This is a genomic window from Bacillus cereus group sp. RP37, from assembly GCF_040459695.1.
Classification (GTDB): Bacteria; Bacillota; Bacilli; order Bacillales; family Bacillaceae_G; genus Bacillus_A.
In genome coordinates this window covers 4,540,286-4,555,115 of record NZ_JARVHP010000001.1, presented here as the reverse complement: position 1 = coordinate 4,555,115, position 14,830 = coordinate 4,540,286, and the positions used below count along the sequence as shown (strand labels likewise).

Genomic DNA, 14,830 nt, shown 5'->3' with positions numbered 1-14,830 from the left:
AATTTAATTAAATCTATCAAACCTCATCGAATCTGTCGAACGTATGTGCTATGGTGGATTCAATGAGGTAAGAATAATAATGAAATTTGTACGAGTTAGTCAAGTATCGGAATTAACAGGTTTGCATCCGAGTAGTCTCAGGAGAATGCTGGTGGAACACGCTACTATTCAGAAGAACCAATCTTTCATTATCTGAAAGGTGAGTGCCCGAATAATCGCACAGTAAAGGAGTAGGCTTCTGATGATATTGGCGAAGAAAGTTAGACTAATCCCAACGCCTGAACAAGAAAAAGTGCTTAGAAACCATGCTGGTGCTGCAAGATTTGCTTATAACTATTGTAAAAGAATGAGTGATAGATACTATAAGCTATTTGGAAAATCTGTTTCACAGTTAGCTTTACAGAAACGATACTGCCTCGTGTGGAGTGTTATACCCCTCGTCCCTTTGGGGCTGCGAGAACACGATGAAGCACTAACTTGTGTAAATTTGATTGAATTGTATAGATTTAGTTAAGTTTATCGTATCGGAGCGAATAATTTGGAAGAGAAAAAGCTAAAAAGAATTCTTGAATATGTATGGATCGCGGTTGTGCTCCTTGTAGGATATTATTTCTTAAAAGAAAAAAGTATATGGGTTCTATTTTTAATGACGTTTTTATTAGCGGGTTTAGGCACGTTATTTATTAATTTCTTCTTTGATAGTTTAAATGCATGGAAGAAGAAAAAGAAGGGAACGAAGTAAAGGAGGGAACATATGCAAAAGTGGAAGCTTATATATCAGGTGATTATTTTTCTAGTGCTTGTAGGTATTGGCGTTTTTAAATATTCTACACCAATAGGAAATTGGGCGTGGTTTACAGCTTGCATCGGCATATTTTTTATTTTACAATCGTTAACGAAAAAATATAATAGTACAGAAAGATAGCTCGCCGTTTCATCGGCGAGCTATTTTGTTATGCTTTTTTCTCTTCATCATTCGTTTGTTCAGTAGCTAAGTGACTATGTTTTCTAGAGTAGAAGAAATAGAAGCATAAGCCGACTAGAAGCCAAACGGCAAAGCTAATCCATGTCGTTTTAGACAAATTAATCATTAAGTATAAACAGCAAAGAATTGCAACAACTGGTAATACAGGTACGAAAGGTGCGCGGAATCCGCGTTTTAAGTCAGGGTGTGTTTTTCGTAAAATAAGTACCGCGCAGCAAACGAATGTGAAGGCCGTTAACGTACCGATGTTCACTAAGTTAGCTAATACATGTAAGTCTAAAAGTCCTGCTAATAAAGCTGACACAAAGCCAGTAATCCACGTGTTTAATAAAGGGATTTTTACTTTTTTATTCACACGTGCTAACGCTTTTGGAAGTAAACCGTCGCGGCTCATCGCATACGAAACGCGAACTTGTCCATACATAACGACTAAAAGAACGGTTGTCATTCCAGTCATTGCCCCAACAGCGAGTAGTCCTGCAATTGTATCTTCACCAACGAAATGTAAGGCAAACGCAACTGGATCCGAAACATCTAATTGTGTATACGGAACCATACCTGTTAAAACGAAAGATACAATCATGTATAAAACAGTACAAATAAGAAGGGAACCGATAATGCCAATTGGTAAATCGCGCTGTGGTTTTTTCGTTTCTTCTGCAGCGGTTGCGATTGCATCAAAGCCTAAGAAGGCGAAGAATACAGTGGCAGCCCCAGTAATAATACCGTCGTATCCGAATGGAATGAACGGGGTCCAATTTTCAGGTTTTACATATTTTGCGCCTGCTACGATAAAGGCGATAATAACAGCTAGCTTGATAAGAACCATAATATTATTAATGCGTGCGCTTTCGCGTATACCGAAACTTAAAAGTCCTGTAATGAGTAGTAAAATACAAACGGCAGGTAAATCGATAATGCCGCCTTTTCCTACGCCAGGGGCCGAGGCTATTATGGCGGGCAGGTGTATGTTAAAGCCTTGTAGTAAAGATTGTAAATAACCAGACCAACCGACAGCTACCGCTGCTACGGCAAGTAAATATTCGAGCATTAAACACCAACCAACGATGAAGGCTACAACTTCTCCGACTGTCATGTATGCGTAAGTATACACACTTCCTGAGACAGGAATAGACGAAGCAAATTCGGCATAACAAAAGGCTACACAAGCACAAGTAAAGGCAGCAATAAGGAATGATAGCATAATACCAGGACCAGAATGTTTCGCTGCGACAATACCTGTTAATACAAAGATCCCTGTCCCAATTACGGCGCCAATTCCTAAAAACGTCAAATCAAGTGCAGTTAATGTTCTATCTAACTGCCGTGGTGATTCAGTACTAAGCGCTTTTTTTCGTAATAATGACTTCACTTTGGACTCTCCCCCCGTTTTTTCATTTCCATAACTGCGAATATAGTATGAGCCCACTAGAAAAGAGTACGTAAGTAAATGGAGGTACAGTTATGGTGTCTAGTTTTTTAAAATTGCTGGATTAATCTTAATATAATTCAGAATATTTTGTCAAATAAAAATATGACAAATAAAATGCGGATGAATAGGGGAAACTACTGGCAGGAATGGACGAGGGTTAACAGAGTGACAAAACCGCTCATTACAGTTTCACTTTATCCCGATTGGTTCAACGAATAATCAGTGGATATGGGGAAATTCCCCACTGATTACAGTTTCACTTTATAAAGTAGGAGAAGATGTTATGTTATTTTATTTTGAACTTGTCGTCATTTTACTTTGTACGAAATTAGCTGGTGATATTAGTGTAAGACTCGGCCAGCCCTCTGTACTTGGTAAGTTAATTGTTGGTATTATTATCGGTCCGGCTGTGCTTGGTATTATTAATAGTTCTGAATTGATTGATGAACTGAGTGAGATTGGTGTTTTACTACTTATGTTTATGGCGGGGCTTGAAACGGATTTAGAAGAGTTAAATCGGAATTTGAAATCTGCATTCGCAGTAGCGATGGGAGGGATTATTTTCCCATTCCTTGGTGGGTATTTAGCAGGACTTGCGTTTGGAATGTTACAGTCGCATGCGATCTTTTTAGGGTTATTACTTTGTGCCACTTCGGTTAGTATTTCTGTTCAAACATTAAGAGATTTAGGGAAAATGAATACGAGAGAAAGTACGACGATTTTAGGGGCAGCTGTATTTGATGATGTAATTGTTGTTATTTTATTAGCATTTGTGATGAGTTTTTTAGGTACACAAGATGTAAATGTAACGCTTGTCATTGCAAAGAAAATTATCTTTTTTGTAAGTATCGTTTTCATCTCCTGGAAAGTGGTTCCATGGATTATGAAGATGCTCGTACCACTTCGCGTAACAGAAGCATTAATTAGTGCAGCACTTATTATTTGTTTCTCTTTTTCGTATTACAGTGAAATGATGGGAATCGCCGGTATTATTGGAGCATTTGCAGCAGGGATTGCGATTTCTCAAACAGAATACAAGCATGAGGTAGAACATAAGATTGAGCCAATTGCTTATGCGATATTTGTACCAGTGTTCTTCGTAAGTATCGGAATGGAAATTACATTTCAAGGTATCGGAAGCCAGCTTTGGTTCATTATCATTATGACGCTTATTGCGATTTTTACAAAGTTAATCGGATCAGGTTTAGGAGCAAGACTAACAGGATTCAACCTTCAATCTTCTATTAGTATCGGTGCGGGAATGGTATCGCGCGGAGAAGTGGCGCTTATCATCGCAGCGAATGGACTTGCGGCGAATTTATTAGCGAAAGAAAATTTCACAGCAATTGTCATTGTTGTTATATTAACGACGATTATTACACCGCCGCTTTTGAAGAAATATTTTGTATAGAGAGGAAGAGCTTATCTGATGTAGGTAAGCTCTTTTTTATTGGAAAAAAGCAATAGTCATATAGCGTGAATAGGTTGTAATTATGGTAAAATCTACGTATATGATAAGTCGAGGAGAGAAAATGTGTGAGGATTACGAAGGGGAAGGTTATCGGTGTAATCATACTTATTGCACTATGTATACCATTTACTGCATGGAAAGAATCAAAAGTGAAAGATTTTCCAGTTTCTATTTTTTCTTCCTATGTAGAAGACGAAAATCCGAAAGACTATAAGTACACTGCTTTTGTACCTGACTTTGCAATTTGGATACATGGATGGGAAAAACAGCGATCTGAAGGTGAAATAACGTCATATAAAAAAGGGGAGCGAACTGTAATTGTTCATCATCCACCTGGTAATGATGCTTTTTATCTATATGATACAAATGATAGTAGAGAAGATACGCAACCGTAAGAAGTGGAGGTTAAATAGTGAAAGCTTCTACATTACTATTTAAAATTGAAAGTAATATGGATCAATTTTCACCAGCTGAAAAGAAGGTTGCCATGTACATAATGGAGAATGCAGAGATTGTTCCGAACTTAACGACGAAAGAAGTGTCAACGAATGCAGGCGCAAGTGAGGCGAGCGTTGTTCGCTTTTGTAAGTCGATTGGAATCGGAAGTTTTAAAGCATTTAAAATCGCACTCGTTCGCGAATTAACGATTGCTGATTATAATATTAACGATTTTTCAGTGATGAATACGGAAGATGGACCGTATGACTTGTTTAATAAAGTTACATATGTGAATAAAGCTGCAATTGAGGCGAGCGTTACGGCTATAGATAAGAAGGAGCTGGAAAAAGCAGCAGACCTTATTGTAAATGCGGATAAAATTATATTTTACGGAGTAGGCGGATCAGCTACTCCAGCGATGGACGGGGCTTATAAATTTACAAGGCTCGGATTTACTGCAATGATGCTATCTGATTTTCATATGATGTTGCCGCTTGTGACAAATTTAAAAGAGGGCGATATATTTGTGGCGATTTCAACATCTGGTCGTACGAAAGATGTACTTGAAATGGCGCAATATGCGAAGAGACAAGGTGCAACAGTTATTGCGATTACCAAGCTCGATCAATCATCACCGTTATATAAAGAGGCGGATATTCGTCTTTGTATGCCAGATGTAGAACAAGATCATCGTATTGCGAGTATTGCTTCGAGAATGACACAATTGAATATGATTGATGCTTTATATGTGATTACGTTTAATCGGATTGGTAATAAAGTGTTGGATCAATTTATGGAGACAAGAGAAGAAGCTTTGCGGTTACGGAAGTTAAAATGAAAAGATGGGAGAACCCATCTTTTTTTCGTACTGACATAAAGTGAAACTTTAATAAGTGGGGGGCATCCCCCACTTATTATTAGTTGAACCAATCGGACTTTTACAGGCAGTTGATCCCCCACCTATCTTCTTTGCTTTCGCTGAATTTGAGGTGGGGGTCTTACTGCCAGTTAAAGTGGGATAAATTCGTCATGAAAAGAAATTAAATTTCATAAAATAATAAAGTAATATTGATTTTAAATTTCTTGAAGTTATAATAAAAGTATGAAATTAAATTTCAAAGTAGGTGGTAATATGTTAGAAAATTTATCGACAGAACACCGTAATGAAAAGACGATGAATTTAGATGAAATGAGTATAAAAGAAGTTTTGCAAAGCATGAATGAAGAAGATCGAACTGTTGCGTTAGCAGTTGAAAAAGAGATAGAACAGATTGAACAGGTTGTGCAAACTGTAATTCAATCATTTGAAAGAGAAGGGCGACTCATTTACATTGGGGCTGGTACAAGTGGTCGTTTAGGTATTTTAGACGCAGTGGAATGTCCGCCGACATTTGGCACAGATAATAAAATGGTACAGGGGTTTATAGCAGGAGGATTGAAAGCGTTTACTAAAGCGGTGGAAGGTGCCGAAGACCGTGAAGAGTTCGCGGAAGAAGATTTAAAAAGTATCGGATTAAACGAGAAAGATACTGTAATTGGAATTGCGGCAAGTGGTCGAACTCCTTATGTCATTGGGGGATTGAAATACGCGCATAGCGTGGGAGCGAGTACAGCTAGTATCTCCTGTAATAAAAATGCTGAAATAAGTAAATATGCAAAGCTAAATGTGGAAGTAGAAACAGGCGCCGAAATTTTAACAGGCTCAACGCGTTTGAAAGCTGGTACAGCGCAAAAATTAGTACTCAATATGATTTCAACAGCTTCTATGATTGGTGTAGGGAAAGTTTATAAAAACTTAATGGTAGATGTTCAGTCTACAAATGAAAAGTTAGTAGAACGATCAAAACGAATTATTGTGGAAGCAACAGGTGTTAGTTATGAAGTAGCAGCAGAGTATTACGAAAAAGCAGAACGTAATGTGAAAGCCGCGATTGTTATGGTGTTATTGCAGTGTGAGTATGGGGAAGCACTGGAGAAATTAAAAGAAGCGAAAGGGTTTGTGAAGAAGGCACTATAAAATAATAGGGAGGGGGATTCTATTATGAAGAAAGAAGAGAGAATGGCCAAAGAAATTTCAGAGCAACTTGGGGGAGTAAAAAATATTCGTGGTATTGCTCATTGTATGACGAGACTGCGATTAACGCTTCATGATGAAAGTAAAGTGAATATGGACCTTTTGAAAAAGGTTGAAGGGGTTATGGGTGTTATTGAAGATGAGACACTTCAAGTTGTTGTTGGACCAGGGACAGTAAATAAAGTAGCAGCTGAAATGGAAGGTTTAACAGGACTGCGAATTGGTGAGGTGGCAGATCATCATCTTGAAGATCTCGGGCAAGAGATGAAATCAGAGATTAAGAAGAAAAATAATACACCAGTGAAAAACTTTTTAAGAAAAATAGGAAGTATTTTCATTCCATTAATTCCGGGTCTTGTTGCGTCAGGAATTATAAACGGGGTTGCTAACTTTGCGAAAAACGCAGGTGCTGATCCGAATGCAACGTGGCTACAAATGTTACTACTCATTGGTGGCGGTATCTTTACATTCTTAGGGATTTTAGTCGGTTGGAATACAGCGAAAGAGTTTGGCGGGACACCGGTTCTTGGGGCAATTGCTGGTATTTTAATTTTTAACCCGGCGATGGCGACTGTAAAATTATTCGGTGAAGCACTCGTACCCGGACGGGGCGGATTATTTGCAGTTATTTTTGCAGCATGGCTTATGGTTGTAGTGGAAAGACAAGTTCGAAAAGCAGTGCCAAATGCAGTTGATATTATTGTAACGCCGCTTATTACTGTATTAGTCGTAAGTATCGTAACGATGTTAGCCATTCAGCCAGTTGCAGGTTTCTTATCTGAAGGAATTACAAGCGGAATTAATGGGATTTTAAATATTGGCGGCGCGTTTGCAGGAGCAGTACTTGCGGGAACATTTTTACCGCTCGTGATGGTCGGGTTACATCACGGTTTAACACCGATTCATATGGAGTTTATTAATCAAACGCACGTAACACCTTTATTACCAGTACTTGCAATGGCTGGAGCTGGGCAAGTAGGAGCAGCGATTGCGATTTTTGTAAAAACAAAAAATAAACGACTGCGTAACGTAATTAAAGGTGCATTACCAGTTGGATTTTTAGGAATTGGCGAACCGTTATTATACGGTGTTACATTACCACTTGGGAAACCGTTTCTTACAGCTTGTCTCGGTGCAGCTGTCGGCGGTGCATTCCAAGCCGTTATGAAAACAGCCGCACTTGGAATCGGCGTATCAGGATTATCATTAATTCCGTTAATTGCTGATAATAAATATTTATTATATTTCCTTGGATTAGTAGTAGCATATACTTTCGGATTCATCTTTACGTACTTCTTCGGATTCAAAGAAGAAATGGCAGAAAACATATAGAGAAAGGGATTCCTTTCTCTTTTTCTATTCATAGAAAGGGAGATTCATATGATCGGGGTTTCAATTTATCTTGCAAAAGAACGAGTAACGAAACAAGAAGAGTGGCTAAAAGTAGCGAAGAAAAACGGGTTTTCATCTATTTTTACATCACTTCACATTCCAGAAGATGATCCGGGTACGTATAAAGAGTTAATTCAAATACTTGGGAAACAGGCTCTTGAAAATGAAATGGAATTAATGGTCGATGTTTCTCCAAAATCGCTACACCATTTAGGAATGACGTACGAAAATGTGGAAGAGGTAGTAGAATGGGGTATTACTGGTTTACGAATGGATTATGGCATTACGCCGAAAGAAATTGCGCGCGTATCTCATAAGATGAAAGTGGCTTTAAATGCGAGTACGATTACAAAGTCATTTTGGAAAGAGTTACTTGCAGAAAGTATACGAGTAGAGAATGTAGAAGCATGGCATAATTTTTATCCGCGTCCAGAGACAGCGTTAGCAAAGTCCTTCTTGCAAAAACAAAATCAATATTTGCATGAGTGCGGAATAACAACGATGGCATTTATTCCAGGCGATGGGGAAAAACGTGGTCCGTTATATGAAGGCTTACCAACGTTAGAAAAACATCGTTATATGCGACCGCTCGAAGCCTATTTAGAACTTGTACAAGAGTGTGATGTTGATAAAGTTTTAATTGGGGATATAAGCGGAAGTCTAGAAAGTGTACAAGAGATAGCGAGTGCGAGTAGAGGGATTATTCCTCTACGATATGAGCCATTGATAAAGGAAAGTGAAGCATTAAAAATGGTAAAACAAGTGCATACAAATAGACTAGATCCAGCTCGTGATGTCATTCGTTCTGTAGAATCACGAGAAGGAAATAAAGTGATTTTACAGCCGATGCATACAATTGCAAGAAAGAAAGGCAGCATTACAATTGATAATGAATTGTACGGTAGATATGCAGGAGAGATGCAAGTTGTTGTACATGATTTGCCTAAAGATGAGAAAGTGAATGTTGTTGGCATGGTTGTAGAAGAGGATATATCTTTATTGCCGTATGTTGGCGCTGGAAAAATGTTTCAACTTTTTTGTGCGATAGAGTAAAAGCTTGAATTAGCGCTACTTTGTAAGAAAACATTATCCGTAAAAGGGATAATGTTTTTTGTTTTCTTAAAAAAATCATTTGACGAATGAAATGAAATACCGTATTGTTTTGACTTGTAAATAAAAGTTCACCATAACAAAACAAAAAGGAGAGTTCAAAATGAATCAATATATTGGGAATTTAATGATTCGTATCGTGTTAGGAGTAACGTTCTTTGCACATGGTTTAGCGAAATTTCAATCAGGAATCGATAACGTAGCAGGATGGTTTACAAGCATTGGCTTACCAGGTGGTCTTGCATATGGCGTAGCAACTGTAGAATTAGTTGGTGGTATATTATTAATTATCGGCTTAGGCGTACGATATGTAGGATTGTTATTCGCTCTTATTTTAGCTGGAGCTATCGTAAAGGTAAATGGAGCAGCAGGGTTATTGGGAGATGGAAAGAATCCAGGATATGAATTAGATCTTGCATTATTATCAATGGGTGCGTATTTATTCGTTGTAAAAGCAGAAGGATATGTAGACCGTTTCTTAAAAGAGAAAGTAATGAAAACGAAGTAAACTTATTTATAAATTGTTGACTTAAAGAACTATTGTAACTATAATGATTACAACTTGTGAATTAAGAATAAAATAATTTTAATATTTTTTTACACAAGGTGTAACAAAATTGGTTACATCCTGTGTAAAAAATAAATAAAAACGGGAGGAAGTAACATGCCTAAATCAAATTTAGAAATTATTCGAAGTACGTATGAAGGATCAGCTTCTTCGAATGCAAAACATTTAGTAGAAGCCCTCTCTGAAAAAGTAGAATGGACAGAGGCAGAAGGATTCCCGTACGGGGGAACTTATATAGGTGTAGAAGCAATAATGGAAAATGTATTTAGCCGATTAGGATCAGAATGGGATGATTATAAAGCGAGTGTAAATACGTACCATGAAGTAAACGGAAAAGATGTAATTATTGCTGAAGGTATATATTCTGGTGTTTATAGAGAAACGGGAAAATCATTTAAAGCAGAATTTGTTCATGTATGGCAACTTGAGAACGGAAAAATTGTGAAGTTTAAGCAGTATGTGGATAGTTATATTGTTAGGGAAGCGATGAAGGTTTAAAATGAAATAAGGAAACAAATGGAATCGACTGTGCCTAGGCGATTCCATTTGTTTATGTGATTATTAGGGGAATGGGGAGTACATAATATGAAGAAATGGATAATAGGGACAATTACCATGATTGTAATTGTGATAGGGGCTGTATTCGGTACTACTAAACTTCTTAATTATATAGAGGAAGAGGAGAAGAGTCTTAAAACACAAAAAGCAATGGGCCAACAGGAGAAGAAAGTTGAGGAAGAGAAGCCACAATTTAGTGAGGATGAAATTATTTCTACCATGCATAGGATGGTACATCAAAAAGTGAAATCCTCTGAAAAATGGGGATTTATTGAAATGACAAATAAGGAAATTGTTAGTGCTAAGAAGGCAGTAGAAAGTAGTACAAATTTTAAACATAAATCAAAGCTACTTGTCACTTTAGAGCGTTGGGAGAAAGGGGATTTCTCACAAACGGTTGAGGAGCATAACTTTTTGTGGGAAATTCAAGGTGGTGATACTGGAAAGGCAACAGAACGTTTATCGCCAGAAGAAGAAAAGCAGTATGTGAAAGAAATGAAAGGTAAATAAAAAGATCACCACTTTGATGGCGATCTTTTTGATTAAGAATGTTTCCGCATTAAAGCTCTAGTGGGCTGAACCGTAACCGTTTTGAAATGAGAAAATAAATAACATCCTGTCACAACAATCATTGTCCCGAAAATTTGTATCCACGTTAGTTCTTCACCGAGGAAAAGGAATGCTAGAATAGCTGTGAAAATCGGATTGAAGTTTAGAAAAATCCCTGATGTTGTAGCTCCTAATTTTTGCACGCCAATATTCCAAAATACCATACAAAGAACTGTGGAAATAAGCCCAGTATATAAAAGTGATGTTATGAAAGAAGTGTTTATATTGGAAACAGTGAAGTTCCCTATGTTAAATGGCAGTAATAAAATAACGCCGAAAATACCAGAATATAATGTCGCCATAAGTGGTGTAGTTGTTTTTGTTGCCCACTTACTGCAAACAGAATACATTCCCCAAATACAAACTGCCGCAATCATCCATAAATCTCCGCTATTAAAATGTAGTGAAAATAAAAGTGCAAAGTTACCTTTTAATAGAACAAGAATAACCCCAAAGAATGAAAGAATCATGGATAGAATTTGAAGTGTATTTACTTTTTCTTTTAGAAATAATACTGAAAATAGTGCAATTGAAATTGCGTTCAATGTAGAAATAAGTCCTACATTTGTTGCGGATGTTTTTTCTAGTGCTAAAAATTGAAAAATGTTAAAAAGAGCGACCCCTGAAATCCCCATTAGTATTAAAGGAAGTATGGCAGCACGTGGTGGAATGATTTTCTTCTCTTTAAACCAAACCATCGGCAATAAACAAACGATGGCAATCATCCATCTTAAGTTTGTAAGTGTCATCGGCGACGCATGATCAACGAGTGATTTTCCAACGACGAAATTTCCTCCCCATAATAAACTCGTTAATAATAGTAAAAAGACATAAAAATAAGGCATACTAAAATCCCCTTTGTTGTAATCAATGTGAATTGTAAATAATTTTAGCATTTTTCTTCGTTGTGTAATATATTCTTTTGTATAATGGTTAAAAGTCGATAAAATGTTTTGTTTTGAATAGCATTTGCGGAAAAACATTCAATTTTATGTAAGTTATAAGGTGTATTTCCGAATAATCATCGGCAATAAAAGGGGGAGTTTTGGTGGAGTCGTCTGTTATTAAAGTGTTAGATGATTTAGATGTACAAATTTTAGATATATTGCAGAAGGAGTCACATGTAAGTAATGCAGAGCTTGCGCGACGTGTTAATTTATCACCGGCTGCGATGCATGCAAGAATAAAAAGATTAGATGGAGAAGGGTTCATTGATAAGCAAGTAGCCATTCTAAATCAAGAAAAGCTTGGTTTTGATTTGTTATGCTTTATTTTTATGAGTACGAATATTCATCAATCGGATAAACTTGAAGTGTTGGAAAAAGAATTAGAGTCGATGCCGGAAGTATTAGAATGCCACTGCTTAACGGGAGAGTATGATTATTTATTAAAGGTTGCAAATCGTGATCGTAAAGAATTAGAGCAGTTTATTAGAAAGCTGAATAAGCTTGGTATTACAAGGATACAGACGAGTTTAGCACTTCGTGAAATTAAATATTCGACCGTATTGCCGATACGAAATGAGGAACCAAGCATCGATTAGATTGCTTGGTTTTTTGTTTGTGTAAGGTTAAGAAAAGTGATTGACGGGGAGAAAGGAGAGATGTATTATTATATAAAATTATGTATTAAAATTCAATTTAGGTTATAAATATTAATATCGGGGCAAGGGGATATAATATGAAAATCTTTAATGCAGTTACGAGTGATGTAAAAGAAATTTATAGTCTCATTGAAGCTTATGCAAAAGAGGGAGTGGTTTTACCGCGTTCTCTTTTATCTCTCTATCAATATTTACAATGTTTATATGTTATGAAGGAAGACGAGAAAATTGTTGGGGTTGCTGGTTTACATGTGTTAGGGGAGGATCTTGCAGAAGTTCGGTCGTTAGTCGTTTCGCATACATATGCAGGAAAAGGAATTGGACGTATGTTAGTGAACCATGTAATAAATGAGGCAGCGAAAATAAAAGTGAGTAGAGTCATTTCTTTAACATATGAAACGGAATTTTTTCAAAAGTGCGGGTTTGATTTTGTGAATAGAGAGGCGTTACCGGAGAAAATATGGATTGATTGTAGACATTGTCCAAAAGTTGATCATTGTGATGAGGTGGCGATGATTCGATATGTTGGGTGAAATTTTCAGAGAGAAAAAAGTCCCACTATTATTTACGTAATAGTGGGCATCTATATTTTAGGGGAAATTAAGAACTTGAATTCGTTTTTCTTACTGCAAAATTAAAAATGGGGTTTTTAAGCTCATAGTTATAAGTATAACCATCGACAATCCCTACAACTTTATCACTGTCGTAAAGATCAAGCATAAATTGTGCCATTTGTTTTGCAGTGTGGAATTTCGGTACAACATTATCGTATTGGAACTCATCAATATCAAATGAGCGTTTCGCAAATTCTGTTTCAGTTGCAGCAGGTGCTAAAACCTTTGCTTGCAGTTTTGCACCTTGTTCTTTCAATTCGTGAGATAAGCCTTCTGTAAATGCACTTACATAGAATTTCGTAGCGCAATACGTAACAGCATCAGCAACGATCGTGTATCCACCGCCTGATGAAACGTTAATAAGTTGTGTGCCATCAACCATTGAATAATCTCGAACGAAAAGGGAAGAGAGTATTGTTAATGCTTCTATATTTACATGTAACATCGTTTCTATTTTATTTAAATTTTGTTCAGCAATTGAGGCAAAGTTACCAAACCCTGCGTTGTTAATCCACGTTTCAATTTGAAAAGATTGTAGGCCTTCATAAAGCTTATAAACATTTTCCGTTATAGATAAATCCGTTCTTCGAATGACAACATCCAATTCTGGATTCATTTCGTTAATTTTTAATTTTAATCCATCCAATTCTTCTTGTCTTCGAGCTACAAGTATTAAGTTCTTTCCGCGAGATGCAAAAGCTAAAGCTGATTCATAGCCAATTCCAGAACTTGCACCAGTAATAACAGTGTATTTCATATAAAATCCCCCTAAGTTCAAATGAATGTATTATGGTTAGATTGTATTTGTTAGAGTATACTCTAAGTCAAATGTTTTTTTATAAATTTGATAAGGCTATAAAATATATGAGGGTAAGCACGTGGAGGGAGTTAGAGTATGTATACAATTAGTGAGGTAGCTACATTATTAGGAGTGAGCACACATACACTACGTTATTATGAAAAGGAAAATATATTAATTGCAAATCGCGATACAAATGGGAATCGACTGTATGAAGAGTCACATATAAAGTGGTTGCAGTTTGTCATGAAATTAAAACAAACGCAAATGCCAATAGCGAAAATAAGAGAATACGCTAGGTTATATTTAGAAGGAGAGCATACGACTGAAGCTCGTTTACAGCTCCTAGAAGATCATAGGAGATCTATTCAGATTCAAAGAGAAAACTTAGTAATTACAGAAAAGATGCTTGAGAATAAAATTATTGCATATAAGGCCTCTTTGGAAAATAAATAGAAAACATAATCTGCTCCTTAGTTATATGATAAAAATGGATTTAATCTCACAGTGTGCTGGAAAATAAAAAAGAGCAGTTAGCAAAAGCTAACTGCTCGGTAAATTGGATGTGAAGATTTAGTGTTTATATTTTCATAGTAGATAAATTATGATTTCTTGAATGTAATTTTTTACTGAAAATCGCATCTTAATACAAGGTACATAAACGAAGAAGAGCCTGATATGGCTCTCAGGCTCTTCCCTCAATAGCAAAGAGTAAGTCTTTTAATTACTCTTCTCCTACATAATACACAAGATGTATTTGGATGTGTAGAACAAGAAATTCCAATATAATTATCTGAATATAGTGTTTAAAAATGAAAACTAGCTGATTTAAATAAGGAATTAAATTACAAATGTTGATTTATCGCATAATAGGAACCCATTTATATAAAATGAAGGTTAATAAAGTGATATTGCGATAATAAAATATGAAATATTGCATATCGAATTGTAGAACAAAAAAGTGAAATGGTAATTGAATAAATTAAACAGCTCATTACCGATTTAGAACGAAGAAAATCAGATCTAAAACGAATCTGAAATGACTTTTCGGGAATTCATGGCGAAGAATATCGTGATAGTATTGCATAAGCAAATATTTATTTTGGATCAAGTGAACATGCGATTGAATTGGATTATGAAAGATGAAAAATAAAAAGAGCAGCTAGCAAAAGCTAAC

Annotated in this window: 17 protein-coding genes and 1 pseudogene; 15 read left to right on the top strand and 3 right to left on the bottom strand. The window is 36.3% G+C overall.

The window, feature by feature from the left end; translation table 11 throughout:
- Positions 1–241 precede the first annotated feature (241 nt).
- From QCI44_RS24065 to QCI44_RS24055, 3 genes and pseudogenes are all read left to right on the top strand, one after another.
- A pseudogene (locus QCI44_RS24065) lies at positions 242–412 on the top strand (helix-turn-helix domain-containing protein); the annotation flags it as partial.
- A 126-nt stretch (positions 413–538) separates the two neighbouring features.
- Positions 539–742 carry a hypothetical protein gene (locus QCI44_RS24060; protein WP_000391504.1) on the top strand — a complete coding sequence of 68 codons (204 nt, stop codon included), beginning with the start codon at positions 539–541 and terminating at the stop codon, positions 740–742.
- Positions 743–754: 12 nt separating this feature from the next.
- Positions 755–925 (top strand): hypothetical protein, encoded by a 171-nt coding sequence (locus QCI44_RS24055; RefSeq protein ID WP_016089198.1) that lies wholly within the window; start codon positions 755–757, stop codon positions 923–925.
- Positions 926–953: 28 nt separating this feature from the next.
- On the opposite strand, the gene bcaP is transcribed toward QCI44_RS24055, so the two are convergent.
- Complete coding sequence (gene bcaP, locus QCI44_RS24050; protein ID WP_016089197.1) at positions 954–2,357, bottom strand: branched-chain amino acid transporter BcaP; 1,404 nt, start codon at positions 2,355–2,357, stop codon at positions 954–956.
- Positions 2,358–2,700: 343 nt separating this feature from the next.
- On the opposite strand from bcaP, the gene QCI44_RS24045 reads away from it, so the two are divergent.
- The 9 genes from QCI44_RS24045 to QCI44_RS24005 all read left to right on the top strand — a co-directional run bounded on the left by QCI44_RS24045 (position 2,701) and on the right by QCI44_RS24005 (position 10,538).
- On the top strand, positions 2,701–3,828 hold the full coding sequence (locus tag QCI44_RS24045) for a cation:proton antiporter (protein ID WP_000899803.1): 1,128 nt from the start codon (positions 2,701–2,703) through the stop codon (positions 3,826–3,828).
- Positions 3,829–3,953: 125 nt separating this feature from the next.
- Entirely contained in the window at positions 3,954–4,283 is a 330-nt protein-coding gene (locus tag QCI44_RS24040; protein ID WP_016089196.1) for a hypothetical protein, read from the top strand.
- Positions 4,284–4,300: 17 nt separating this feature from the next.
- On the top strand, positions 4,301–5,164 hold the full coding sequence (locus QCI44_RS24035; RefSeq protein ID WP_016089195.1) for a MurR/RpiR family transcriptional regulator: 864 nt from the start codon (positions 4,301–4,303) through the stop codon (positions 5,162–5,164).
- A gap of 294 nt (positions 5,165–5,458) precedes the next feature.
- On the top strand, positions 5,459–6,343 hold the full coding sequence (gene murQ, locus QCI44_RS24030) for an N-acetylmuramic acid 6-phosphate etherase (protein WP_016089194.1): 885 nt from the start codon (positions 5,459–5,461) through the stop codon (positions 6,341–6,343).
- A gap of 24 nt (positions 6,344–6,367) precedes the next feature.
- Positions 6,368–7,732 carry a PTS transporter subunit EIIC gene (locus QCI44_RS24025; protein ID WP_048567144.1) on the top strand — a complete coding sequence of 455 codons (1,365 nt, stop codon included), beginning with the start codon at positions 6,368–6,370 and terminating at the stop codon, positions 7,730–7,732.
- A gap of 48 nt (positions 7,733–7,780) precedes the next feature.
- Entirely contained in the window at positions 7,781–8,845 is a 1,065-nt protein-coding gene (locus QCI44_RS24020; RefSeq protein ID WP_353811478.1) for a DUF871 domain-containing protein, read from the top strand.
- A 160-nt stretch (positions 8,846–9,005) separates the two neighbouring features.
- Positions 9,006–9,410 (top strand): DoxX family protein, encoded by a 405-nt coding sequence (locus tag QCI44_RS24015; RefSeq protein WP_001077759.1) that lies wholly within the window; start codon positions 9,006–9,008, stop codon positions 9,408–9,410.
- A gap of 156 nt (positions 9,411–9,566) precedes the next feature.
- Positions 9,567–9,968, top strand: a complete 402-nt coding sequence (locus QCI44_RS24010; protein ID WP_016133692.1) for a nuclear transport factor 2 family protein — start codon at positions 9,567–9,569, stop codon at positions 9,966–9,968.
- A gap of 87 nt (positions 9,969–10,055) precedes the next feature.
- Complete coding sequence (locus QCI44_RS24005; RefSeq protein ID WP_016133693.1) at positions 10,056–10,538, top strand: PRK06770 family protein; 483 nt, start codon at positions 10,056–10,058, stop codon at positions 10,536–10,538.
- Positions 10,539–10,570: 32 nt separating this feature from the next.
- Here QCI44_RS24005 and QCI44_RS24000 read toward each other — a convergent pair whose 3' ends face one another.
- Entirely contained in the window at positions 10,571–11,482 is a 912-nt protein-coding gene (locus QCI44_RS24000; RefSeq protein ID WP_016089189.1) for a DMT family transporter, read from the bottom strand.
- Positions 11,483–11,685: 203 nt separating this feature from the next.
- On the opposite strand from QCI44_RS24000, the gene QCI44_RS23995 reads away from it, so the two are divergent.
- Both QCI44_RS23995 and QCI44_RS23990 read left to right on the top strand, forming a co-directional pair.
- Positions 11,686–12,180, top strand: a complete 495-nt coding sequence (locus QCI44_RS23995; RefSeq protein WP_016089188.1) for an Lrp/AsnC family transcriptional regulator — start codon at positions 11,686–11,688, stop codon at positions 12,178–12,180.
- Positions 12,181–12,317: 137 nt separating this feature from the next.
- Positions 12,318–12,773 (top strand): N-acetyltransferase, encoded by a 456-nt coding sequence (locus QCI44_RS23990; RefSeq protein ID WP_016133695.1) that lies wholly within the window; start codon positions 12,318–12,320, stop codon positions 12,771–12,773.
- Positions 12,774–12,840: 67 nt separating this feature from the next.
- On the opposite strand, the gene QCI44_RS23985 is transcribed toward QCI44_RS23990, so the two are convergent.
- Entirely contained in the window at positions 12,841–13,611 is a 771-nt protein-coding gene (locus QCI44_RS23985; RefSeq protein ID WP_098986827.1) for an SDR family NAD(P)-dependent oxidoreductase, read from the bottom strand.
- Between the two features lie 138 nt (positions 13,612–13,749).
- Between QCI44_RS23985 and QCI44_RS23980 the strand changes: the two genes are divergently transcribed.
- Complete coding sequence (locus QCI44_RS23980; RefSeq protein ID WP_016133697.1) at positions 13,750–14,109, top strand: MerR family transcriptional regulator; 360 nt, start codon at positions 13,750–13,752, stop codon at positions 14,107–14,109.
- The last annotated feature ends 721 nt before the right edge of the window (positions 14,110–14,830 follow it).